Below are 24,709 nucleotides of genomic sequence, written 5' to 3'. Positions count from 1 at the left end.
GCCCGAGCCCGTGCGGTGCGGGGTCGGCGCCGATCTAGGTGTTCTGTCCATGGACGTTGGTGACAGGGCGTAGATCTTGAAATGGGTGAGGACCTCCGGGTGAGGTGGAGCTTGTCGAAGGTTCCGCATCACCCGGGAGGTCCTCGTGACCCACGCTAATGCACCCCTGACCGAACGCGGCAGACTGCGTCTGGCCCGCTGCGTCGTTGACGACGACTGGCCGCTGCGCCGGGCCGCGGAACGGTTCCAAGTCAGCCCGACTACCGCGAAACGCTGGGCCGAGCGTTACCGCGTCGAGGGCGTCGCGGGCATGAAAGACCGTTCCAGCCGGCCACACCACAGCCCGAACCGCACCCGCTTGCAGGTAGAACGCCAGGTGCTGCACCTACGGACGAGCCGGCGGTGGGGACCCGCCCGGATCGGCGGACGCCTGGATCTGCCCTGGCAACGCGCCCACGCCTGGTTCAGCACAGCCGGAATCACCGTCCGCCGCGTTCTGACCGACAACGGCTCCTGCTACAAGTCCCGGCTCTGGCACGACACCTGCACCCAGCTCGACGTCACCGTCAAGAAGACCCGCCCCTACCGGCCACAAACAAACGGCAAGGTCGAGCGTTTCCACCGGACCATGACCGACGAATGGGCCTACGCCAAGCCCTACCGATCCGAGACCGCCCGACGAGCGGCCCTACCCGCCTGGCTCCACACCTACAATCACCACCGCCACCACACCGCACTCGGCGGCCCACCCGCCAGACGCGCTGGGCCAGAACGACCGACCGTCGCGCCCGCACGGCAGCCGGGACGCAGGGCTTCCTCGATCGCTTCGAACGACAGGTCGACCCCGAGGGCCTGCTCGATCCAGATGTACGCGCGGAAATGGCACGACACGCCAGGACGGCGTACATGTTGCAGCTGGCGGAACTGTCCCGGAAGTCCCGCCGTCGGCGTACAGATCCGAGTGCATAGGCAGGTACGCCGTGACGTACAAGAATCGGCGTGACAAGGGCTCCCCAGACGGCTGTCCACGGGCCCCGTCGCCGCGCGAGCGGCGGTGTCGTCCGGTCCGTGGGTCGCCCCTGGCTCAACCGAGCCTCCTCCAACCGACCGCGTCTGCGCGAAGGGTCGCGTCGTTCGGGTGCCGGCTTGCGACTCCGCGTGCCGAACCAGGTCAGCGCAAGGCGATGTGGGCGTCGGTGAGGAAGCGGTGACCGCCGTCACCGTGGGCGATTGCCGCGTTGTAGACGGCGTCGATCGCAGCGGCCAGCGGATCGTCATTCGCCAGGGCGATCAGGGCGGGAAACGCGGCGGCCTGCTGGAGCATCTCGGTGACGTCGAGTGTGCGGAAAACTCCTGGGTCCAAGCGGAGCGCGACTGTGGTGTGGGGCACCTCGGGATCGGACAGGAGCCGGTGAAACGCCGCGCTGCCGCTCTGCTCGGTGAAGGATCGCGGCAGCGGACGGCCAGCCTCGGCGTCGGCGAGCGCAGCGGCGATCCACCCGATCTGCTCCAGTCCTGCCACCCGCATCGCCCGGCGGGCCGCCCAGCAGGCTGCCTCCCGCTGGCGGGCGGCGGGCAGCGCGTCGATGCGGTCGAGCAGCCGGCGGTCGATGCGGGCCAGGGACTGCGCCTGGCCGAAGAGTCCGCGGACACGATCCGACGGTGGAGCACCTCCCCACCGCTCGGCGTCGCGCTCGGCCTGCAGGCGGCGGGACTTCTCGGCCAACGCGGTCGCCTCGGCCGCCTGCCCTCGCAACGTCGTCATCCACGGATGCGACCCGGTGGTGTCGAGCAGGTGGTCCCAGATCAGACCGAGGGCGAAGGCGTGCCGGCCCAACACTCCCTCGTGCCGCAGCGTGGAGCCGTCGGGGCCGGACGTCAGCCGTACCGTACTCGGCTCGTCGTCCGGCAGCGTTGCCAGCGGGCGGGGGAAGATCGGTTCGTCGGCGGTGGACCACGACCACAGCAAAGTCTCGTCGTCGACCCGCTTGAGCCGGACCTCAAGGTCGCCGGCGGGCAGCACTCCCTCCAGGACCTCGACCGGCGCGGGCCGGTGGCGGACCACCGCCACCCGGGACAGGCCCGCATCGTCCTCGTACGGGTCAAGTGGCAGCGGCGGCAGGATCGCCGGACGACCAGACGGGCGCGGAACCAGTGACAGCATCCCCCACTCGGCGGCCTTCGTCGGCTTCTGCTCCCAGTCGCGGTCCCCCGGGTCGGCCAGCACGGTCCGCCATGGCGTCTCCTCGGTGACCGCCCAGATGTGCACCTCGTGCCGCTCGGGCGGGTCGTCGTCGGTGCGTACGGTCTCGTGCAGGCGTTCGCGCGCGTGCACCCGCACCCGGATCAACCCGCGCGGTACAGCGACGTCGGTGAGGGCCTCCGCAGTGCCGCCCATCAGGCCGACGACCGACAGCCGGCCGCTGGGACTGAAGAGGGTTGCCTCACTGATCGCATCCCAGCCGACGTCGACTCCCGTGGGAGGCCCGGGCAGGACACGGACACGCGCCTCGATCCAACCGGTGTGTATGCCGCAGAAGCCGGTGAGCTGATACGGGCCGACGACGTGCAGCAGGCCGTCGCCGAGGGTGTAGATCCCCATCCCGGACGCACCCGGCACGGCGGACACCTCGTACTGACAGTGGCTGACCGACAACCTCGCCCAACTGGTCACGGATGCCGAACTTCGATCATGTGCGTCATTCAAGTCGGCCACTCCCAAATCCTACGGCCGACCTCAGCGGGCCCTCGCAGCTCGGGATCGCGTTCGTGTTCTGGACCGAGGTGAGGTTCTACTGCCCCTCCACGCAAGTCTGCCCACGGTAGCGGCCCAGGAAGGCCGACACCGCGGCGCGTACAAGGAAGTGATCGGCCGGTACAACGCTGGCAGCGGAGGCAGGCCAGATAGCGATGCATCACCGTGCGGCACCAACAGCCACTACGCCAGTTCAAGACCGCCGAAGAGATCCTCGAATCACTCGCCCTGTTTTGTAGGCGAATTTCCGGCGCGGCACACTAGCCCGCTGGGGACATAGGCCTGGACTTCGACACAGTGTTGATCATCGCTCACGCCGAGGATCGTCTAAGGTCGGGCGACGATATCGAGCGCTCTCCCTACATCCCCCTATCGCATTCTGCCCATCCTCGACAAGCGGCGCTGGCCCCTTTCGCTCGGGACAAGCTGCACACGCTTATCGGTCGGCGCGAGGCGGGCAGCAGTCGTGGTCGGTGCTACCGATGCGGTGCCGCGTTCACTGGGCGATCCGCGCCGTTCAGCAAGAACCCCGGAATCAGAAGGCACCACGTCTCGGTCGCCGCGAACGTTGTCGCGCCTGCGATGACCGACTTAGCGGCGTGCTCGCGCCCAACCAGGCAAAACCGCCGCCGAGCCGGCTCCCTGCGCGGGCTGACCGGGTTGGTGCCGTGATCCGATTCAGCGCTGACCGTCCGGGGATCAGCGACAGGTGATCTCCCGTTCGAAGTGGGCGCGCAGCGTGTCGTAGTTGACCCGCCCGTCGTCGGTGTCGAAGGAGAGCGCCGCCAGCGGAGTGTCGGCCGGGAACTGGGCCACCTGCTCGGGCAGGGCGACCGCGTCGGAGTACGACCGCCCGTCCGCCGTGTCCACCGCAACCGATAGCGTGCGGTCGAACTGTGCGGGCGGTGCCTGCCGAATGGTGCCGAAGCCGGCCCCGAGGACGATCAAGCCATCGCGGGTGTCCGCACCGGCCGGACCCGTTTCGACCGGGTCCGCCGCCTCCCAGAGCAGCACCGAGTTGCCGCTCTTCTCCGCCGGCGGAACTGCGTGCACCTGTATCGTCCGCACGGTGTCGCCGGGACAGATCGGGGTGTAGACGGCCAGCCGGTCACCGAGGCGCACGAACCCAATCTGGTAGTCCGGGCGCCGCGGGTGCTGGCAGGCGGCGCCCAGCTGGCTGAGGCAGAGCAGCAGCCCCGCCAGCAGCCAGAGCCGACGCCGTCCGCGTTTCAGCATTGGCTGTACGACTTCCCCTTGGCGTCGGCCGCGACCTCGTACCGGTTCTGGCACGGGTCGTTGGCCACCCAAACGTTTTCCAGGGTGTACATGTAGCCGAAGACGTTACCGTCCTTCTTCCACTGGGCCACGTGTTCCTTCTCGTGGGCGACCGTTTTGGCCGAGACCGGTCCCGGATCGTCGGTGAGGAAGGTGGTGCCGTAGGTGGTGCCACCCCGCTGGGACAGCGGACCTCCGCCGCCCGGCAGACCCGCAGCCGGTCCTGCATCGTGCAGTTACCGCCGCTGATCTCCGCGACCCCTGCGACAAACAGGCCAGTTGTAACGTAGCGACAGTCAGCAACATCTGCAGCGCTTGACGCGCAATCAGGAGCAGACCTGCCGCTCCATCCAGGACGCAGATGGAGCGGCAGGTCAGAGCGTTGTGCAAGGGGCACGCCAACGGCAAACCACCCACGCGGTTACCGCCCACAAAGATCATCCGTTACCGGATGTTACCGCCGTTACCTGAGAAGATCTTTATCTCCCCAGGTCAATCGGTCGGGACGGCCGGATTCGAACCGACGACCCCTTGACCCCCAGGACGTTGGAGCCGATGTCTCCGCACGTCATGCACGCTATCTCCAAGGCCAGGCCGTGCGGTCGACGTCGTGCCGCGCACCATCGCGCAGGCCGTGTGGTCCCTACTTGGTCCCCCGGGGCGCTGAGAGTTTCGATGACCGCAGCGCACGGTTTAGGAAGTGGGACACGGCCGGAAGTTGTTCGGCAGTGACCTGGCTTGGCCTGCGCCTCCATGCGGGCAGCCACGTTCAGGAGCTGACCGCCGTTGACCCTCGGCTCCCGTGTCAACAGGCACGCAACGGGCACGCGGCTCCCCTGCGGGGCAAAGATCACGACGCCTGTCAGCAGGCCGAACTGTACGCATGGTTGTTCGAGGCAGATACTCGGCTTGTGACAGAAGCGGCCGGCCGTGCATCCCGTGAAACGACAGTGTCATGGCGGAGCGTGTGGAACGAGTTGTACCCGGAGGACGGCAACGATCCGCACGACGACGACCATGCCGCTGAGATGCACCGGCTGCGAGGCCTAATCATGGCCCAGGCGGCCGAGACGGAGGCCGCTCTCGGGATGATCCTCGTTCGTCTTGATCCTGGGCAGAACGTCGCCCGTCCAGCCGGGCAGCTACTCCTGTCCATACGACAGAGGCTCGATGAACAGAGGCGCTCGCATTGGTCCGCCGGCCTAGACTTGATCTACGACGCGATCAAGCGCCGGAACGAGGCCGTGCACCGACCCGTGGAAGTTGGCTCCTCGTGGGCGCCCTACAGCACTGGCGATGGCGGCGAATGGGTGCCGGTCATCACCCTGATGTGCGACCAGGAGTACGACGAGCAGAGCCTACGCAAGGATCTTGCTTTGCAGCATCGCGCGACACGCGAGGCGGTGCGGCTGCTCCGGTCTCTTGACCTGTGAATTACGAGATCAAGATGGGCGGCCCGCCTTCCTGAGGACATGCAGGTCCAGCAGCGAAGAGGCCTTCCGACATCTCACACCAGTCCCCCGCTGTTCGCCGACCTCTGGCGGACCAGATGCGGACCGCCGGCCACCGACTGACAACTGATCGGGTTGATGGTCCATCCTTGAGTGCATGGAGCCGGGAGAAGTCCGTAACGAGCTGCCGCCGCCAGAAAACCTAGCACTAAGTCAGGCGTGGCTCTGGACGAAGGCCGTCATGGTCCCGGCCGAGCGCCTACTTCACGGGCCCAGCGCCGGCCTCCCCGATGCGCTATTGCTGTTGGTCGCTCTGCGTAACGTCCATCGTGCTGCCACCATGGCGCTCCGGCACATGCGCAACCCTGATGCCAAGGAGCATCTGACCGACGCGGTGGCACAGTTTGATGCGGCGCTGCCGGGCCTGGTTCAGGCTCGTGACGTCGTGGAGCACTTCGATGAGTACGTCCTGGGCGATGGCAACATGCAACGGCGTTTGAAGAGAGAGGCCGCCTCGAACGGGGACGATCTATCTGAGGCCGAGCTTGCAGAGCGCTACGCTCCCCGACTGCGGGGCACGGGAAGGCACCCGCTGATCTCGATCGGCCCGCACACGATTGATGTCACGAGAGCACCTAACGCCGCGAGCTGGCTCCTTGCGAGGATCTACTCGGCTGCGGATCTTGAACAGAGACAGCCGCTGGAACTGCCTCGCGCGTCTCGCCTCGTCGGCCGTGAGCAGTAGCGGCGGCCTTTACCTCGCTGGGCTCGACCTGGAGTCAGCTCACCCTCTCGTCCCCCGCGTGAGCCTTTTGTTCGATGCTGATGGGCCTCAAGTACGGTACAGAGCGTGACTAACCCCTACTGGAATCCGGACCTCGCAAGGCTTATTCGCGAAGCCTTCGCGAGCCTGGACACGCAGGTGATGCTGCGCCAGGCGGCAGCCCAGCTCGACACCGGGAACATGGTCCGCCAGGCCTTTGCCAACGTGGACACGCAGGCGATGCTGCGCCAAGCGGCAGCCCAGCTCGACACCGGGAACATGGCCCGCCAGGCCTTTGCCAACGTGGACACGCAGGCGATGCTGCGCCAAGCGGCAGCCCAGCTCGACACCGGGAACATGGTCCGCCAAGCGCTTTCGAGCATGAGAACGATCTTTTGGGAAGACTTGGTCGAGGTAACCATCGCTGCCGACAGCACTCTGACTGTGGCGGACGTTGAAGCAGAACTGGCGCACCTCACGGAGACGTTAGAGACCACCCCATCCAACACCAGCGAAGATGCACAGGACTCGAATGGCGGCGCAGTTGAGGGAGAGGTCGGCCGCTCATCTCGGCGCCGGCCAGCGCTCAAGCCGGAGCAACAGCTTGCCATCCGGCTTGTCATCGCGATCTATCTTGGTACCGCGCTTGCACTCCATCTCGCCAACGTCGGATCCACGGAGAACCGTGTATTCGATCTCCACCAGCTGATAACCGACCAGGTCCAGGCAGTTGCTCTGGCACTTGGTGCCCTTGGTCCTATCGTGTGGCTTCAGGAGTTGCGGAAGTCTCAGGATGATGACTAAGGCTTCCCGGCGGCGGACTGCGGATCTCCTCGTCCGGCAGTCGTAGACCGTCCAGCATCCCCGGGCGGGGGCAAGGTAGAGCGCCTCGCCAGCCGAACGACCTTGTCCCCGTCTGGGGATGCTGGTAGCCCTTGTGGTGCCGATGAGGAGATCCGCCCGGCTGATCTCTGAGGAAGGCCGGGGTTCGGGCGGAGCCCCGAGGTCTTCCGATCCTGTGCTTCCGAAGCGTGGCCGGCCGGCCGATGCCGGCCGGAGGTCGCCAGCAGGCCGGGGCCGGGCCGGCGCGGCCCTCTTTGCGGGCCGCCTTGATCCAGAGAACGAACAATTCGGCAAATGACCCGGGTAGCCACCTGAAACTTGACTAGCGGTCAAGCAGCGCCAGTCCAACCCCACCTTGGCTGATCTTGGTCCCCGGAACGGCGAAAGGGCCGACCCAATATCCGGATCAGCCCTCTGACCTGCGTCGGGACGGCCGGATTCGAACCGACGACCCCTTGACCCCCAGTTTTACAACGATTCTGTCACCGCCTGCCAGCAGCGATCGATAAATCCGCAAACATGGACAGAAGGGCCAGCCCCTCGTGACGCCCGCTGCTGCCTTATGCCAACCGATCCTCGGCTGCCAGCCTCAGCCGTTACCGCACACGTTACGGCGACCGGTCAAGAACCCGCCCTGACATCGGGTCCAGGTAGCTCTGTTACCCGCCCCTCCATACCTGGCCTCGGCGGCAGAAGAGGGCACCAAGGGGGCATTGAAATCAGCCTTTCAACATCTGTGGCTGTACAGCGAGCAGGGGTGACCGGAGTCACCCCTGCTCACTGCTCTTCACCTAAGCCTACTTCTATCTACGCGCACCGAAGCCAGGTTGACAAGAATGAGCAGGAATCCAACCCAACCTTAGATGACAAGCCATTCAACCTGCTGCACCCGCTCCTCGGAATCACCCCAAATGCTTATGAATGGATTCATGCCGAGGCCCAAACGTGCCCATGTGCTGCAGGCAAACACCACAACCGAGTCACCTTCGAACCAGCGACAATTTATGCTGCTAGCCTCATCGACTTGACGCAAGTTAAGTCCGGCGTCAGCAACCAAACGATTGAGCACCTCAGGCATATCTGCACCTTCAAGGTAGACCCGACGACTATGTGCGAGTAGATCAGCTTCACCGTGTAGTGCATCAGACTCAATCAAGTTGTCTAGGCTCGAGAACTCTACCGTCCCCAACTCATCGAGCCCCACCTCGACGTCGCCTCGCAATGTCACCGATGCACCAATAGGGCCTCCTGTCTCCACCGCATAGAGGATCTCCAACTCTTCATCAGGGCTATCTGGTTCACACTGGGGATTGAACCTCACTTCGGAATCAAAAAATCCACTGTGGTAGGTCAGTCCGCCATACCTTGCCTGCAGTTGGCCCAGCCGACGCACAAAAGAATCATTCGATTTTCCGTAGACTTTCCGGATTTCTGCTTCGAGTCGCTCCCCAGCGAGGCCGCGCTCGAAGCTTTGCCGACGGGCCTTGGTCCGAAGAAAATTCGCCGCCCGGCTAGACAGCGGCTCCGGTGCATCAATTACGAAGTCGCCCGGATCGATAGTCACGAATTAGCCTCTCGACGTCACGTCTAATGCAGAGAGCAACCTCTGACAAGAAGCGCACGGTCCCATTACTTGCCCATGCATCGAAGCCCCAATACGTTTTGACTGAATCCCTACAGTGGTGACTGATTCTGGAACCGCACCTAGTTTCATCAGCTTGGCAGCACCGCTGACCTCACTACATCCGCCATGAGCATGCCCACAGGCGGTTAGTGCCGACATCAGTCGGCCTGGCATAGGGCCTGGGGTACCCGACGTGGTATGCACGGCAACCAGCAGCCCGGACGGACGGACGCCAACGCTCTCACTGACAGTTCCTGGGCGCTGCCTCTTCGGTGTACTTTCCTTGATTGAATCGGCAATCTCGCTCAGCCGATCCTCCGCTCCGTCGCCACAGTTATGGACGAGGATCGGGGTGCCGGCGGCTACCACATGGTACGTGTGGATGCCGTCGACGGTGAGGTTGTGGACTCGGCGTTGTTGGGTGAAGGGTCGTACGGCCTCGACCTGCACCAGCGTGCCCGCCGAGGTGCGCAGCCACTGACCCGGTTTCAGGTCGGCGGCCTTGACCCATTCCTTGAGGTCAACGACCCAGAACGGGTGTCCGTCGGTGGCGATCACTGAACCCGAGGCGTCGCCCTTGGCGCCGTCGGTGTCGACCGTGACCTCGACCAGGTCCTTGTAGCCCTGACCGACGATCAGCCCGACAACCTCGCGGGCCTCAGTCTTGCCCGTCTCCGGGTCGGAGGCGAGGACCTTGTCTCCCAACGCGATGTCCTCGATCGCCTTGGTGGAACCGTCGCCCATCACCACCGGGGTGTCGGGGATGAAGCTGTTGCCGATCTTGCAGGAGTCGCCGGCTGTCTCCGCGACGTCGTCGCCCTGTTTCGCCGCTGTCGCCGCCGCGTCGTCGGCCTGTTTAGCCGCCGCTGCCGCCGCTTCATCGGCCTGCTTGGCGAACAGGGCTGCCGCTTCGTCGGCCTCCGCGAGGACCCTGCGGGCCACCTTCATCTCGTCGAACCAGCTCATCACGGCCTTACCGGCCCGCAACATCGCCTGGCCGATCTTTTTGGCCTTGAGGATCTTGCCCCATGGCAACGCTCCGGCAACGGCCATCGCGCAGGCGCCGATGTCGCCCTTCATCACACAGTCGCGGATGTCGTTGATGCCGAGGACCTCGAGCAGGATCTGCCCACCAGCCTCGATGACGACGTCGAGGATCTTCTTCTCCGAGACCGTCTTGGCCTTGCGGACCTCCTCGGCGCTCGGCCCCGTCGGCGTCTTGGTCCCGTTGGACGGCGTCGTGGTCTTGGTCGGCGTGGGCGGCGGGCCGGTGCCCGCAACGCCACCACCATTGCCGGTGCAGTTGTCGTCGGCGCAGAACCGCAGACCTGATGCGTCGGAGAAACTCACCGGCGAGTTGTTCGCGTAGGCGTAGCCCTGCATCTGCTGCGGATCGTTGAAGTCGACGACCGGGTCCAGCGAGATGAACCGCCCTGTGGCAGGTTCGTACTCACGGGCGCCCATGTGTGTCAGCCCGGTGGACGAATCGATCGTGCCACCGACAAAGCCCTTCTGCCCGGGCCAGACCGACGGCTGGGTGCCGCGAGCCTGCCCGTACGGCGTGAACTTGCGTCGCGTCGACGCCTGCGTGGTGGCATCGATGCTCTGCTGCGCGGTGCCGTGGTGGTCACCGAGCAGGAAGTTCACCTTGTTCGACGGGGTACGGACCGCGCCGACACCCTGGTAGTAGCGGGTTCCGGTAACCGTCGACGTGGCCTTGGTCAACGTCATCTCGGTGGAGCCGAGATACAGGGTGACGGTGCCCGGGTCCCGGCGGATCAGCCGGTTGCCGCTGGCGTCGTACAGGAACTCGGTGACCTTCGCGCCCTCGGTGACCTTGGACAGATGGCCCTCGGCGTCCCACGTCAGGTCCTGGGTCGTGCCACCGATCTTGCGGCTGGTGGTGTTACCCGCCTTGTCGTATTCGTACTGGTCCAGGCGCTGACCGCCGGGCAGGCCACCGCTGGCCGGACCCACGGTGGTGACGTTGCGCAGCGTGTGAGGCTGAGCAGCGCCCGCCGCCGGGTAGGCGTACGTCGAGGTGACGTTGTTGGCCGAATTTCCCGACGTGTCGTGCTGGACCTCGGTCTTCCGGTTGCTGGTCCCGTCGTAGAACGTGTATGAGTGCCAGTACGGGTTCGGCCCCCCGACGGTGGCTGCGGACGGTGTCTTCGCCGCGCAGTCGTCCGTGGCCGTCCACGCCTCGGTCATGCGACGCAGGTAGTCGTAGCCGAAGCACTGGGTGTCGGTGGACGTACTCTGCTCGACGCCCTTGATCTTGGTGATGTTGCCGATCGAGTCGTACTTGTACTCGATGTCGTCCAGCCGCGTCGGCGCGATCGAGCGGTCGGTGACGGTCTTGGCGAGTCGGCGGGTGCCTTCCTCGTAGGAGTAGCTGAGGTAGACCTCCTTGCCGACCGCTCCCAGCGTGTGTCGCAGCGGCTCGCCGTACCGCGAGTACTGGGTGGTCTGCAGGTACTTGCTCAGACCGGCGACGCTGACCGGCATGTCCAGGCCGTCGTACCCGTAGGTGACGGTCTCCGCGGGGAGACCACCGCCGGTCGGGTATGTGTTGGTCTTCGGCAGGCCGACATTCGGGGTGTACGACGCCCCGAAGCTGTAGGTACCGGCGAGGGCACCCTCGCTGGCCGGGATGGTGTACTTGGTCCCCTCCGGCTGGTAACGGGCGTTGTACCCGGTGACCTCGGTCTTGTAGGCGTTGGACCCCACATACCGGGTCGAGGAGGTCGGCAGCCCCAGCTTCAGGGTGTCGTAGTCCCATTGCGCCGCCAGGGTTCCGGGGTCGGCGCCCTGCCGCAGGGTCTTCGGGCGGCCCAGCTCGTCGTACGTGTACGAGAGCCGCTCCAGCCGGGCGTCGGTGGTTGAGGTCAGGCGGTCACCGTCGTCGTAGGTGCTGGTCGTGTCGCCCTTGTCCGGGTCGCTGGCCTTGATCTGCCGGCCGCGCAGGTCATAGACATAGGTCCACTCGTTACCGGTCGGGTCCTTCACCTTGCTGAGCCGACCGAACCGGTCGTACGCGTAGGTGGTCGCGTCGTAGGCGCCCGTCGCCGTGGTGCCGTGGTACTGGCGCAGCTCGGTCTGACGGCCCTGCCCGTCGGTGATGGAGGTCGTGGCGGTTCCACCGGACGGCGGGGTCACATTGATCCGGTCACCACCATAGGTGGTCACCGTCCGCCACTTCTCGACGCCGAAGCTTTCGAAGACCTCGTTGGTCGGGCGGCCCATGCCATCGAAGTAGTACCGCATCTGGCTCGGCACCAGATTGTCGCCGACATCGTCGTGGAGTTGAGCCGATGGCGGTGAGTCGTTGTAGTAGGCCGCCCGCTTCTTGAAGGCGAGACCTCGGTTGTCGTAGAAGACATCGGTGAGGATCCGGCCACCACCGGCAGCTGGCTGCTGGGTCTGGCGCAGCCGCAGCATGCCGTCGTAGATCTCGTATCCGACCCGGTACGAGCCGTCTTCCTTCAGCGTCTCGGTCGTGACGACGACCGGCGCCGACTGAGTGACCTGGTAGGAGAACCTGCTGTTCGGCGTGTCGAGGTTCGCGCTCTTGTCACGGCCTGGCAGCCAGACCTTCTCCAACCGCCCCAACGGGTCGTACGCCAGATCGGTACGAGCACCGTTGGCATCGACCTCGGCGGTGGGCAGACCCCACGCGGGTTGCACGTAGGACGTGGACTTGTGCAACTTGGGGTTGATGGTGTCGATCTGGGTGACCAGCGCGTCGGCGGCTGGCGTGAACACCGTCGTCGTCTTGTTGCCGTAGACGTCGTACGCCTCGGTCACGCGACCGTACGTGTCGAAGGTCGACCGCGCGGTCACCTTGTAACGCGGGCCGCCCGACGGCCACTCCATCAGCTCCTCGACCTGGGTGACATCACCCTTGGTCGGGGCCTGACCGAAGGTGGTGGAGCCGTCGTAGTACATCCGGGTCTCGGACACCACGTCGGCCGGCCGAGACGGGGTGGTGGTGCACGCCACCGCCACCTTCTCGGTCCGCTTCACCTTGGACAGCAGCCAGTCACTGGTGTTGCGCGCGTACTCGTGCCGGGTGCAACTGTTGTCGTCGCTACGAGAGACATCAACCCAGGTCGTTGGTCTGCGTCGGGATCCCGTACTCGTCGAAGCTGTTCTGCACCTCGGTACGCCGCCACGACCCGTCGGCCATCTTCGACCGGGACTGCACCTTCGTCGTCTGGGTGACGTACGACTTCAGCGCACTGGTGCCGCTGCGAGCCCGGGTGGCGGTGGCCGCGCTACGCCACGGGGTGCTCAACGTCGCGGATTCGAGGACACCTCCGTCGGCGGAGTAGTACAGCGCTTCCCGGATCATGCCCTGGAACTCGGGTAGGTCGTTGATCTGACCGCCTTCCGAGTCGACGACCTGCGCGTCCCGGGTACCGGTCGACGTCTTGTCGCCGTGCAGACCCTGGAAGTAGCGCGTCTCGGTCAGCGAAATCGGGTCCGGTGCCTTGCCAACCCGCGTCTGCACCTTGGCGTAGCCGCGCCACTGACCCCACGTGCGCTGATCGGACTTGGTGAACTCGCTGTCGTCGTAGCCCCAGGCTGGTCCGGAGAACTGGTAGTTGGTCTCCTTGGGCAGCTGACCGCCCTTGCGATCCTGCTCGACGACCTGGTTCACCACATACTTGTGGAACCAGTCGAGCACTGGCTTGGTCTCGCCTTCCGGCTGCCAGTAGACGGGATAACAGCGCTTGGTGTTCGTCTCGTTCGGCGCCGGCAGGACGATCGGCTCGAATCGGCTGCACTCGCGAGGCAGGTAGCCGATACCGATGGTCGACCCGGTCTCGGTGTCGATCCTCACCATGCGCTGCCGGGTGATCGCCGGTACGCCCTCCAGGCCATCGACCCGGTTGGGCATGGTCTGGCCGGTGAACTGCACTGCGGGCATGCTCTTGCTGCCACCGACCTTGCCGGTACGGGTGATCGACGCGAGCCACAGGGAAGGCGTCGTACCGTCGGCGGTGTCCGGGAACTCGTGACTGAGCGTCCAGGTGTCGACGTCGCTGTACGAGCTGCCAACCCGGATCTGGGTGGTGATGGATGTCAGCCGCTTCCGGGTCCAGAAGGTGGGTGAGAAGCGGTCGGTGCAGGCCTCGCCGGCGTTGCAGTTCTGGTCGGCCGGCACATCGGGCCAGTGACTGCCGTTGCTGACGTTGAACTTCGCCTCGGCGCAATCGAAACTAGCGTTCGGTAGACACCGCTCGTCGACGCCGAAGACAATCTTCGCGGGGGCGGCCTTGGCGTACTCCTGGCCGTTGCGCTGGCCGTACTCGATCCGGTCGAGGTAGCCGCCGCGCTCGTACTGAACGCCATTGGTCTTGATGTTGCGGCCGTAGTAGTTGCTTTCCGGCTTGTAGTAGTACGCCATGGAGTTGTCGTGCGGATCTACGACGTGGTCGAGGTTCCATCGCCAACCCTGCTGACACCACGCGGCGTCGAACGTGCTGGCGTCGCACGGCTCACCAGGGTTGTTGCCGAAGACCGGAACGGTCCACGTCGACTTCGTCTCCGGGGCGTTGGTGGACCAATTCGGCAACCGATTACGACCGAAGTAGTACTGGGTGCCGTCGGTAGTCGTCACCCGCCAGTACTCACCGTTGTTGTCGCCGTTGCTGGCGCCCGTCAACGATTCGATCCGCGAGCCGTCGTCCTCGGCCGTCCGCCAGACGCCCGTGTCGTCGTCCCGAACCAGTTCGGTGGTCCGTCCGTTCAACGACAACGTGACGTTGTTCGAGGCCCAGCACAGGTCGCCGGTCTTCTCGGTATTCAGCGCTCCGGAGCCCATGTCGTCGGCGCAGGACTTGTACCGGCGCTCGACGTAGCCGGGCCAGTAGTCCCAGCCGTCGCCCACCCAGGTGGCCTGGTTGTTGGTCGAGACCATCCGACCGTCGACGCTGCTCGACGAGTAGCCCAGCCCGATCGAGGGCGTCGGGCCGCCGAGCGACGCCGGCAGATCCATCGGGTACGACCACGAGAAGTCGCCCGCCGAGCCGCCGGCGGACCAGGAACCCGTGGCGCTGAGGCTGGTTGCTCCGTAACTACCGCCGGGGCCGGACGCCGCCGCAGTCGCCGCGAGTACCGTCGCCGCACGAGCGACGTTCACCTCGGCGACCAGGGTCGAGGCCGCTCCGTTGTTGCGGGTCGGCAGCACCGTCGATTGCTGGCACGCCGCCCGATCCGGTGTGGTGAGCGCGCAGGCCGGAAGCTGAACGAGACGTAGCCGGGAGGCGTAGTCCGCGCCGTACGCGGTGCGGAACGTGCTGTAGTTGACCTCGACCGACACGCGTCCGGCCTTGCCGTCAGCACTGCCCACGCTGAGGAGCAGACCTCGCCACTCCGCCGGGGCCGGTAACCACCAGATCGCGGTCACCAGCCTGGCCCTGCACGTTCTCGCCGCCGCGACCTGGGTCGGTGGGCTCGTCGCCCTGCTGATGGTGCGGCGCAGCCGCCTGCTGGCCGACGCCGCCGCTCGGTACAGCCGCCTCGCCCTGGGCTGCTTCGTCGCCGTGGCGGTCAGTGGGCTGGCCAACGCCGCCGTCCGCCTCGGCGCTGTCGACCAGCTCTGGCAGTCCCGCTATGGCTGGCTGGTCCTCGGCAAGCTCGTCGCCCTGCTGATCCTCGGCGCGCTCGGTGCGGCCCACCGCTTGCGTACCCTGCCGGCACTGCGTGCCGGGCGGCCCGGTGCGTTCGGCCGGCTGGCCGCCGGGGAGTTGGTCGTCTTCGCCGCCACCGTGGGGTTGGCCGTGGCGCTGTCGCGCAGCCCCACCCCCATTCCCGACTCCGGCATCGACGCCGACCCGATCACCGAACTGCTCGGCTTCCCGATGCCCGCCGCACCCACTGCGGGCAACCTGCTCGGGCAACCGCTGCCGGACATGTTCTTCCTGACCCTCTGCGCCCTCGGCATCGGCGGGTACCTGGCCGGCGTGCGTCGGATGCGCGTCGCAGGGCACCGCTGGCCTGTCGCCCGAACGGCGAGCTGGGTGGGCGGGATGCTGGTGCTCGCCGCGACCACCAACCTGGGCGTCGCCCGCTACGCGTACGTGTTGTTCAGCGCCCACATGGCCCAGCACATGGTGCTGTCGATGCTGGTGCCGATCCTGCTGGTCGGCGGCGCACCTGTCACCCTGGCCCTGCGCGCCCTGCGCCGACCAACCGACCCGCAGGTACGCGGCGCCCGGGAGTGGCTGCTGATCGCGGTGCACAGCCGCGTCACGAAACTGCTCACGCACCCGCTCGTCGCGCTCGGCATCTACACGGCCAGCCTGTTCGGTCTGTACCTCAGTGACCTGCTCGGGGTGCTGATGCGCTCCCACCTCGGCCACCTGGCGATGCTCACCCACTTCGTGGTCGCCGGCTACCTGCTGTTCTGGGTGCTCGTCGGTGTCGACCCAGGCCGCCGACGCCTTCCCCACCCGCTACTGGTGATCATCCACCTGGCGTCCATGATGGCGCACGGCTTCTTCGGCCTGGTCCTCATGCAGACCACCACCGTCATCGCCCCCGACTGGTACACCGCCGTGCACCCCACCTGGGCGTCGTCGCTGCTGGCGGACCAGAAGCTCGGCGCCGGCATCGCCTGGGCGTTCGGCGAGCTTCCCGCCGTCGTTGTCATGATCGTTCTGATTCGGCAGTGGATTCGCGCTGACCAGCGTGAACAGGCCCGCCTGGACCGGGCAGCCGACCGGGCGGAAGCCACCGGCGAGGAGGACGACCTCGCCCGCTACAACGCGTTCCTCGCCGCGGCGGGGCGTGCGGAGTCCGACCCACGCAGCACGTCCGGGCCCGACCGGCACTGACCCCCGGCAGCCATCCTCGTACGCCACATTCCCGGGAACCGCCGGGGCCATCTGGCCGACTACCTCACTGGGCCGGAGCTGACGCGACGAACCACCGGGCGACCATGCCAGCAGGAGGAACACCCCCTGGGTGCTTCTCGCTAATTCCGATCGGATGACTATGTCTCTCACCGAGTTGTCCGGCGCACCGACGCCGGAACCCACCACAGCGGCCGACACACCGGCCCGACCGGCCCGGCGCACGTCCCCGTTCGGCGCGTTGCTACTCCGGCTGCACTTCTACGCCGGCATCCTCGTCGCACCGTTCCTGGTGGTCGCCGCACTCACGGGGCTGGCCTACACCACCACCCCACAACTGGACGCCATCCTCTACGGCGACCAACTGACCGTCGCCCAGGTGGGTGATCGTCCGCTGCCGCTGGCCGACCAGATCGGCGCCGCGCGCAACGCGCACCCCGACGGCGGCATCGCCACCGTGCAGCCCGGCGACGGCGACCAGAGCACCCGGGTCACGTTCTCCCTGCCGGAACTCGGCGAGAAGCAGCACACCGTCTACGTCGATCCGTACACCGCGCAGGTCAAGGGCCAACTGACCACCTGGTTCGGCTCCACACCGGCCACCACCTGGCTGGACGACCTGCACCGCAACCTGCACCTGGGCGTGGTGGGCCGGCACTACTCCGAACTCGCCGCGAGTTGGCTCTGGGTCATCGTGCTCGGCGGGGTCATCCTGTGGTGGCGCCGGCGCAGCGCCAACCGGGCCACCGCCCGACACCTGCTCGTGCCGGACCTGTCCGCCGGCAAGGGCGTCCGTCGCACCCGGGGTTGGCACGCCACCACCGGCATCTGGCTCACCGTCGGCCTGCTCTTCCTCTCCGCCACCGGGCTGACCTGGTCCCGCCACGCCGGAGCGAACTTCGGAGCCGGCCTCGACGCGCTCAGTGCACGCGCCCCGGAGATGTCCACCAGCCTCACCGCCGATCCCGCCGCCCCCGCCGAGACCGGCGGCGGCCACGAGCACGGCGCAAGCGGAGCAGGCGGTCTCGTCGTGTCGGCAACCTTCGACCAGGTCTCGACAGCCGCCCGCGCCGCCGGTCTCTCCGGCCCGGTCGAGATCGCCCCGGCGGCGGAGCCGGGCTCGGCCTGGACCGTCACGCAGGTCGACAACACCTGGTCCGTCGCCAAGGACCGCGTCGCCGTCGACCCCGCCACCGGTACGATCACCGCCCGCAGCGACTTCGCCGACTGGCCTCTGCTGGCGCAACTGAGCGCCCTCGGCATCCAGGCCCACATGGGTATCCTGTTCGGCCCGATCAACCAGATCCTGCTCGCCGCCCTCGCCCTCGGGCTGCTCTGCGTCATCGTCTGGGGCTACCGGATGTGGTGGCAGCGCCGACCCACCCGCGCCGACCGCTGCGCCTTCGCCGGCACCCCACCGGCCCGCGGTGGCGTACGCGGTCTGCCGTTGTGGGTCCTGCTGGTCGGCGTGCCGGTGATCGCGGCGATCGGTTGGGCGCTGCCGCTGTTCGGACTCACCCTGCTGGCGTTCCTCGTCATCGACGCCGTGGTGGGCGTCGTGTCGCGACGGCGGCGTCCCGCCGCCGTCCCCACCTCCCCCGCGCCAGCCGGCAGCTGACGCACTGACAGGTTCGACCGATCGCTTTCGTCGCAGGTGCGCCGACCGGCTGACCAACACCCGGACCCGCACTGTCTGACCAGACTCAGGCAGGGTTGCCGAAGCCGACATCGCGACGGTACGGCCGGCTCGCAGCCATGGCGGGCCGGCCGCACCTGTCTTGTCGGCCGTGCCGAACCAACGCGAAAGCAGCAGTGCGGGGCCTGCTCCGCCATAACTCGCCGGGCAGATAGCCGATCTGACGGTGCAGTGCGGCCTTGTCCTTGCGCGGGTCGAGCCCCCACCACAGTCGCATGTCCAAGCCTGCGACGCAGGAAGTCCAGCAGCAGCCGGATCGTGGTGGTCTTCCCAGCGCCGTTCGGTCCCAGGGGCGAGCAGGTTCTCGCAAGGTGCGGCGGCGGTAGATGATGAGGAGCGGGCCGCAGCGCGGTGTCGAACGCGTCCTGGTTGTCGACAAGGAGGGCGACGTCTCCGGTCACCGCGTACGGCACCGGCCAGAGCTCTGCAAGGCCGACTGCGCCCGGTCGCGGATCGACACGACGGCGTCACCGAGCACAGCACCGGCCTCACCGCCGCGCGGTGGTGTTCGCAAGGTCAGCCGAATGGCGGATCGTATCCGACCGGGACGGCAGGGTGCGGCGGCCGTGGGCTGGGCGTAACGGTGCCGTCCGCACGGGCGGTAGTCAGCGGCACCGACCGCATGAAGCGGTAGCCGACACCGAGCACGCTGGCAAAGACAATCACCGCGGTGTACGACCAGCCGTCGGCGGCGCCGGTCAGGTCACCGAACCGGTTGGCCAGGAACCCGACGAAGGTCGCCATCCCGAGCCCGGTCACCACGGCCACCGCCCGCAGGTCGGCCGTTACCACCGCGAAGCCGCCGGCGGCGATGGCCATGATGAACGCCCGTCCCGGCAGTTCGGCCGCTGGGAACGCCGCCGCGGCCAGCAGAGCTGCGGCGATCATCAACGCCCATCCCCCGGCGACACTGACGCCGGTCGGTGTCCGTGCACAGGTTGCCGGGGTCGATGGTCCCGGATCGGCAGTCACCACGCGCCTCCTGCGACGTCGAGGGCTCGCCTCTCGAACCCTCGACGCCCATACCAACCCCGATCCGCTGCCCACCATCGACGAATTCACGCAGCCGCGACGGCCACGGCCCGCTTTTTGACGCGGCCATAACGGCGACCGCGCTGACGGGAGGCCAGGTGCGGGCCGAGGAGGCCGCTGCCGGGTGATTCCTGCGGGATCGGCTCGGTGGCCTCCACGGCGTAGTTAGGGTCCATTCGGTCGGGACCTATTCCTGTCACCAGGTCGGCGGGTGTCGTTCGTCCGGGTGCCCGAGTCGTCGATCACGTGCAGTGCGGATACCAGGTCGCCGCAGGTGTACGTGCAGTACGGGTGGAGGGGACTCGGGTGCCTGATGTTTCGGCGGCTGGGACGGGCGCGGGTGGTCGTGAGGTTGTCCGCGCCACGCTCGTCGTCGCGGCTCTCGGCATCGTGTTCGGCGACATCGGCACCAGCCCGATCTACACGATGCAGACCGTCTTCAACCCGGCCGACCCGCACCCGGTTCCGGTCAGCCGGGACAACGTGTTCGGTGTCGTCTCGCTGATCTTCTGGTCGGTCATGCTGATCGTCACGCTGACCTATGTCACTCTCGCGATGCGGTTGAGCAACGAGGGTGAGGGCGGCATCATGGCGCTGATCACCCTGTTGCGTCGCCGCAGTACGGGCAGCGCGGGGCGCGTCGGGGCGGCACTCGCGACGGCCGGAGTCTTCGGCGCGGCGCTGTTCTTCGGCGACAGCGTGATCACACCCGCGATTTCCGTACTGTCCGCGGTGGAAGGGCTCAAAGTCCTTCAGCCGTCGACGGCGAGTCTGGTCGTACCCATCACGGTGGTGATCATCGTGCTGCTGTTCACGCTGCAGCGCCGAGGCACCGCCGCCGTGGGGCGTCTGTTCGGACCGGTCATGATCGCGTGGTTCGTGGCCATCGGTCTGTGCGGAGCGACCGGCATCGCCCGGCAGCCGGAGATCCTCGCAGCCCTGTCGCCCACCTACGCGGTCGGCTTCCTCGCCGGGCACTTCCGCATCGCCTTCTTCGCCCTGGCCGCTGTCGTGCTCGCCGTCACCGGCGCCGAGGCCCTCTACGCGGACATGGGGCACTTCGGCCGGCGGGTCATCACCCGTGGCTGGCTGTCCCTGGTACTCCCCGCCTGCACAGTCAGCTACTTCGGGCAGGGCGCTCTGATCCTCGCCAACCCGGCGAGTGTGGGAAGTCCCTTCTTCCTGCTCGCACCAGGCTGGGCGCGGCTACCGCTGGTCGTGCTGGCGACCGCGGCCACGGTCATCGCCTCCCAGGCAGTGATCACCGGCGCGTTCTCCGTCGCCGCGCAGGCCGCCCGGCTCGGCTACCTGCCACGCCTGCGCATCGCCCACACCTCCGCATCGACCATCGGCCAGATCTACGTGCCGGCGATCAACTGGCTGCTGCTGATCGCTGTCCTCACCCTGGTGGTCGCCTTCGGCAGCTCGACAGCTCTGGCGTACGCCTTCGGGATGGCCGTCATCACCACCATCACGATCACGACCGTGCTGTTCTTCTACCTCGCCCGCGCCCGCTGGCACACGCCGCTGTGGTTGATCGCGCCGGGCGCCGTCGTCCTCCTGACCGTCGACGTGCTGTTCCTGTCGGCGAATCTCACCAAGCTCGTGCACGGGGCGTGGTTGCCGCTGCTCATCGGAGTGGCAGCCTTCACCGTGATGAGCACCTGGCAGCGGGGCCGCGAGATCGTGGCCCGCAAGCGCCGGCACCTCGAAGGGCCCCTGCGTGCCTTCATCGACGACCTGCACAGCGGCCGGCTCCCGCACACCCGGGTGTCCGGCACGTCGATCTTCCTCAGCCGCGGCAAGGACACGACGCCGCTGGCGATGCGGGCGAACGTGCGGCACAACCACGTGCTGCACCGCCACGTCGTCATCATGTCGGTGCAGACCGTGCCCGTGCCGCAGGTGTCCACGGCGCACCGCGTCGAGGTCGACGACCTGGGCTACGCCGAGGACGGCATCATCCACGTCACCGCCCGCTTCGGTTACCTGCAGACCCCGGACGTGCCGGAGGCCCTGCGACTGCTCGGGACAGGCCAGACGGAAGGCCCCGCCCAGGTGGACGAGGCCTCCTATTTCCTCTCGCCGGTCGACGTGGTGGCCGGGCCCACGCCGACGATGGCGCGCTGGCGTAAGCGGCTGTTCGTCGCCACCTCTCACGCCGCCAGCGATGCGACCGGCCACTTCGCGCTGCCCCCGGACCGCACCGTCACGATCGGCTCCCAGATCGAGGTCTGAAGACCCAGGGCCGCGCAGTGGCAAAGGGCCCGACCAAGAAGTTCACAGCAGCCGGCCGCGGGTCAGGACCCGGAAGGCCAGGTAACCCGGGGGTACCGGGAGCCAGAACGTCGCGAGGCGGTAGATCAGGGTGCCCGCGACGGCGGTGTCCAGCGGCAGCCCGTAGAGCAGCAGACCGGAGACAAGCGCGGCTTCGGTGGCGCCGAGCCCGCCGGGGGTGGGCGCGGCGGATGCGACGCCCTCGCCGACGACACAGACCAGGATCACCGGCGGCAGGTGCACCAGCGGGACTGGCCCGGTAGCGAGCAGCCCGAAGTAGAGACAGAGGCCGTACGTGAGGGTGAGCGCCGTCGACGCGGCGACGAGCCACCGCAGCCCGTGCTGGTGACGCAGTTCGCGCAACGCGGTCACGATCTGGCTGGCCATCGAGCGTCCGCGCCGGCGGATCCGGGGTACGGCGAGCACCGCGGCGAGGACCAGCAGCACGGCCAGGGCGCCCAGCAGCAGCGGCAACGCCCTGGTCGCATCGTGGGTGAGGATACGGGCCGGCTGTCGGGCGAACGGCAGCAGCACCGGCAGGAGCAGGACCACCGAGAACACGCCAGCGGCGCGGGAGACGGCCACGGCGGTGCCCGCGTCGGCGGCGGCGAGTCCCTTCTGATGCAGGTACCGCAGACTGAGGGCGGCGCCGCCGAGGCTACCGGGAGCCAGCCGGTTGGCGAACGACGCGGCGACCTGAACCAGGGTGGCCTCGCCCAGCGGGACCCGGTCGGCTGCGGCCAGCCGGAGCACGACGCCGCTGAGCAGGTAGGTCAAGGCGGAGCCGAGCAGCGTCGCGGCGACCGCGACCGGGTTGGCGTGCACAATCAGACGCACGGCGGTGCGGATTTCGCCGATCTGGGGAAGCAGCAGGTGCACGATCAACCCCAGGACCAGCACTTCCAGGACCGTGCGGCGGCTGATCCGGACCACCTTTGCCGCCGGGCGGTCACGGCCGGAGCTGCGCCGCAGGATCTCCTGACGTAGGCAGGTCAGCATGTCTGGCCGGCCGCGCAGGGCAGCCCGGCCGGCGCGGGACAGCACCGCAGGTTGCAGGTACGGCAGGCCGTCCGCGACCGACGCGACGCCCAGGCGGTCGGCCGCGGCGGCGACCACGCTGGCCGGGTCGACCCGGGTGGACAGGGCGACCATCAGCTCGACGACGTCGCGGGCCCGCTGCTCGGCCGAGGCGTCGTCGGCGCCGAAGCCCAGGTCCACCAGGTGGGTGCGATCCCGGCCGACGAGCACGTTCGCGGCGCGCAGATCGCGGTGTGCGATGCCCGCCCGGTGCAGGCGCGCCACCTGTTCCCAGGCGTCGCGTACGGCGGCGAGCGGGACCGGCCCGACGACGGCGTGCAGCGGTTCGGCGTCGATGAAATCCTGCACCAGGACGGCGTCGCCGCCGGACATGGCGGCGGTCGTGACAACGGCCGGCATCCGGACGCCGGCGCGCTCGGCCAGCAGGGTCAGACAGGTTTCGTGTTCGCTCTGCTGGCGAGCGCTCAGGTAGGGCGGCGCGTCGGCCACGTGGCGGTAGCGCATCCGCCGGTAGAGCTTGTAGACCCAGTCCGCGTCCCGTTGCTCGCCGCCGGTCACCTTGACGAACAGCCGCCGCCCGTCGGTGGTGACCGCCTGCCACGGCTGCGAACCACGGGCGTCGCCGTGGATCGGCGCCAAACGTGCCACCTCGAATCCGCGCCGCCGCAACGCCGCCCGTAGCGCGGGCACCGACCGCTGCGGCCCGACCTCGCCGACCAGGAGCCGGGTCAGACACACCGCGAGCCAGCCGACGAGGAAGCCGCCGACCACGTCGACCGGCAGGTGCGCGCCGACATGAATCCGTGCGACGGCGACCAGCGCGATCACCGTCCAGGCCGCGTGGCGCCAACGGGGGCCGCCGGTCCGCGCGGCGACGAGCGCCAGGGCGGTGGCGACCGCGACGTGTCCCGACGGGTATCCGTACCGCCCGGTAATGGTCTCTCGGAGGAGGACGTCGGTGAGCAGCGCTGCGGGCCGCTGCCGGGCGACCGCCGCCTTGGCGGCGACCGCGAGCCAGTACGCCAGGTTCCCGGCCAACAGGAGGCTCCACGCCGTGCCGATCCGGCGCGCGACGACGGCTGCCGCGGCGGCGACGAACACCGCTGGGTACGAGCCGAGCTGCATGACCAGAACCAGGACCGGAGTCAGCCCGCTGGGAAGGTGGTTGAGTAGGGCGAACAGGTCCCGCTCCCAGGACGGTACCCGGCGGCTGCGCACGGCCGCGCTCAGCGTCGCCAGCAGGCCGGCCGAGGTGCCCAGGCTGACCAGTAGGGCGGGCGACGGGCGATGTGTGCGCGCTGCCACCGGTCCTTGACAACCCCTCTAGTCCGCGCAGATGCCTGCTGTCGACCCGAACCCTACGGATCGCCGACGCACCGGATGGTGCTATTCGCCACTGGTCAACCTGCCGAGGGCGACAATCGGCGGGTGGCGGACAGGGTGGTGGAGACGCTCGTCGGGCTGCCGCCGATCCCTCGTCCTGACCCTGGTGATCGTCCTGCCGGCCCTGGAGTCCTCGACGCTGCTCGGGTTGGTCGTGCCCGGCGAGACGGCGATCCTGCTCGGCGGGCTGGTGGCCCACAGTGGTTCGCTGCCGCTGTGGGCGGTGGTCGCCGCCGGGACCGCCGGGGCATGCCTCGGTGACCAGGCCGGGTACGCCCTGGGCCGCCGGTACGGCCCAAGCGTGCTCGCTCGCGCCCCGCGCGTGCTGCGGCGGCGCCTCGACCTCGCGCGGGCCCGCCGCCTGGTCGCTCGCCGCGGCGCGTGGGCGGTGGTCACCGGACGCTGGGTGGCGGTGTTGCGGACCGTGGTCCCCTTGATCGCAGGCGCCGGTGGGATGCGGTGGCCTGTCTTCCTCCGGGCGAACCTGACCGGCGGGCTGGCCTGGGCGACAGCCGTGGCGCTGCTGGGCTACGTGGGTGCGGCCTCCTACCGCTATCTGGAGCGGGAACTGGGCATCGGGGAGTGGGCCCTGCTGGCCCTGGTCAGCGCAGTCGTGGCGCTGCGGGTGTGGCGGCGGCGCGGCGTTGACCGGTCGACCGGTGAGCGGCACCGCCAATCGTCCGCGCGCGGTAGGGCGGATCGGTAGCGTC

The 24,709-nt window shown here is 67.9% G+C and carries 15 protein-coding genes and 1 pseudogene; 8 read left to right on the top strand and 8 right to left on the bottom strand.

The window, feature by feature from the left end; all coding sequences use genetic code 11:
* Positions 1-145: 145 nt before the first annotated feature.
* Positions 146-760 (top strand): annotated as a pseudogene (locus AB0B97_RS00680) (leucine zipper domain-containing protein); the annotation flags it as partial.
* Between the two features lie 411 nt (positions 761-1,171).
* Here AB0B97_RS00680 and AB0B97_RS00675 read toward each other — a convergent pair.
* The 3 genes from AB0B97_RS00675 to AB0B97_RS00665 all read right to left on the bottom strand — a co-directional run bounded on the left by AB0B97_RS00675 (position 1,172) and on the right by AB0B97_RS00665 (position 4,122).
* Complete coding sequence (locus tag AB0B97_RS00675; protein ID WP_357489443.1) at positions 1,172-2,620, bottom strand: hypothetical protein; 1,449 nt, start codon at positions 2,618-2,620, stop codon at positions 1,172-1,174.
* Between the two features lie 834 nt (positions 2,621-3,454).
* The gene (locus AB0B97_RS00670; protein ID WP_357489441.1) at positions 3,455-3,991 is read right to left on the bottom strand and encodes a hypothetical protein; all 537 of its coding nucleotides are present in this window, start codon (positions 3,989-3,991) and stop codon (positions 3,455-3,457) included.
* Positions 3,985-4,122 (bottom strand): hypothetical protein, encoded by a 138-nt coding sequence (locus tag AB0B97_RS00665; protein WP_357489439.1) that lies wholly within the window; start codon positions 4,120-4,122, stop codon positions 3,985-3,987. Before AB0B97_RS00665 ends, AB0B97_RS00670 begins: the two co-directional genes overlap by 7 nt.
* Before the next feature lie 873 nt (positions 4,123-4,995).
* On the opposite strand from AB0B97_RS00665, the gene AB0B97_RS00660 reads away from it, so the two are divergent.
* The 3 genes from AB0B97_RS00660 (at position 4,996) to AB0B97_RS00650 (ending at position 7,048) form a co-directional block, all read left to right on the top strand.
* Positions 4,996-5,463 (top strand): hypothetical protein, encoded by a 468-nt coding sequence (locus AB0B97_RS00660; protein WP_357489437.1) that lies wholly within the window; start codon positions 4,996-4,998, stop codon positions 5,461-5,463.
* A 175-nt stretch (positions 5,464-5,638) separates the two neighbouring features.
* Positions 5,639-6,226: a hypothetical protein gene (locus tag AB0B97_RS00655; RefSeq protein WP_357489435.1), complete on the top strand. Its 588-nt coding sequence runs from the start codon at positions 5,639-5,641 to the stop codon at positions 6,224-6,226.
* 105 nt (positions 6,227-6,331) lie between these two features.
* The gene (locus AB0B97_RS00650) at positions 6,332-7,048 is read left to right on the top strand and encodes a hypothetical protein (protein WP_357489433.1); all 717 of its coding nucleotides are present in this window, start codon (positions 6,332-6,334) and stop codon (positions 7,046-7,048) included.
* A gap of 898 nt (positions 7,049-7,946) precedes the next feature.
* Here the strand turns inward: AB0B97_RS00650 and AB0B97_RS00645 are convergent.
* The 3 genes from AB0B97_RS00645 to AB0B97_RS00635 all read right to left on the bottom strand — a co-directional run bounded on the left by AB0B97_RS00645 (position 7,947) and on the right by AB0B97_RS00635 (position 15,069).
* Positions 7,947-8,651 carry a hypothetical protein gene (locus AB0B97_RS00645; RefSeq protein ID WP_357489431.1) on the bottom strand — a complete coding sequence of 235 codons (705 nt, stop codon included), beginning with the start codon at positions 8,649-8,651 and terminating at the stop codon, positions 7,947-7,949.
* Positions 8,652-8,654: 3 nt separating this feature from the next.
* Positions 8,655-12,314 (bottom strand): polymorphic toxin-type HINT domain-containing protein, encoded by a 3,660-nt coding sequence (locus AB0B97_RS00640; RefSeq protein ID WP_357489429.1) that lies wholly within the window; start codon positions 12,312-12,314, stop codon positions 8,655-8,657.
* Positions 12,315-12,813: 499 nt separating this feature from the next.
* Positions 12,814-15,069, bottom strand: a complete 2,256-nt coding sequence (locus AB0B97_RS00635) for a hypothetical protein (protein WP_357489427.1) — start codon at positions 15,067-15,069, stop codon at positions 12,814-12,816.
* Between AB0B97_RS00635 and AB0B97_RS00630 the strand changes: the two genes are divergently transcribed.
* On the top strand, positions 15,050-16,555 hold the full coding sequence (locus tag AB0B97_RS00630) for a bifunctional copper resistance protein CopD/cytochrome c oxidase assembly protein (protein WP_357489425.1): 1,506 nt from the start codon (positions 15,050-15,052) through the stop codon (positions 16,553-16,555). The genes AB0B97_RS00635 and AB0B97_RS00630 overlap by 20 nt on opposite strands.
* Positions 16,556-16,715: 160 nt before the next feature.
* Complete coding sequence (locus AB0B97_RS00625) at positions 16,716-18,191, top strand: PepSY domain-containing protein (RefSeq protein ID WP_357490579.1); 1,476 nt, start codon at positions 16,716-16,718, stop codon at positions 18,189-18,191.
* A 594-nt stretch (positions 18,192-18,785) separates the two neighbouring features.
* Here AB0B97_RS00625 and AB0B97_RS00620 read toward each other — a convergent pair.
* Entirely contained in the window at positions 18,786-19,157 is a 372-nt protein-coding gene (locus AB0B97_RS00620; RefSeq protein ID WP_357489423.1) for a hypothetical protein, read from the bottom strand.
* A gap of 450 nt (positions 19,158-19,607) precedes the next feature.
* Here AB0B97_RS00620 and AB0B97_RS00615 point away from each other — a divergent pair, with 450 nt between their 5' ends.
* On the top strand, positions 19,608-21,539 hold the full coding sequence (locus tag AB0B97_RS00615) for a KUP/HAK/KT family potassium transporter (RefSeq protein WP_357489421.1): 1,932 nt from the start codon (positions 19,608-19,610) through the stop codon (positions 21,537-21,539).
* A gap of 42 nt (positions 21,540-21,581) precedes the next feature.
* Here the strand turns inward: AB0B97_RS00615 and AB0B97_RS00610 are convergent, their stop codons facing one another.
* On the bottom strand, positions 21,582-23,921 hold the full coding sequence (locus tag AB0B97_RS00610; protein ID WP_357489419.1) for a lysylphosphatidylglycerol synthase domain-containing protein: 2,340 nt from the start codon (positions 23,919-23,921) through the stop codon (positions 21,582-21,584).
* A 184-nt stretch (positions 23,922-24,105) separates the two neighbouring features.
* Here AB0B97_RS00610 and AB0B97_RS00605 point away from each other — a divergent pair, with 184 nt between their 5' ends.
* A complete protein-coding gene (locus AB0B97_RS00605) occupies positions 24,106-24,705 on the top strand; it encodes a DedA family protein (protein WP_357489417.1) in 600 nt (199 codons plus the stop codon).
* Positions 24,706-24,709 lie beyond the last annotated feature (4 nt).

The sequence above is a fragment of the Micromonospora sp. NPDC049004 genome (assembly GCF_040649315.1).
In the GTDB taxonomy this organism is placed as follows: Bacteria; Actinomycetota; Actinomycetes; order Mycobacteriales; family Micromonosporaceae; genus Micromonospora.
Note: the sequence above shows the minus strand (reverse complement) of the source record. Positions and strands in the feature narration are given on the sequence as shown.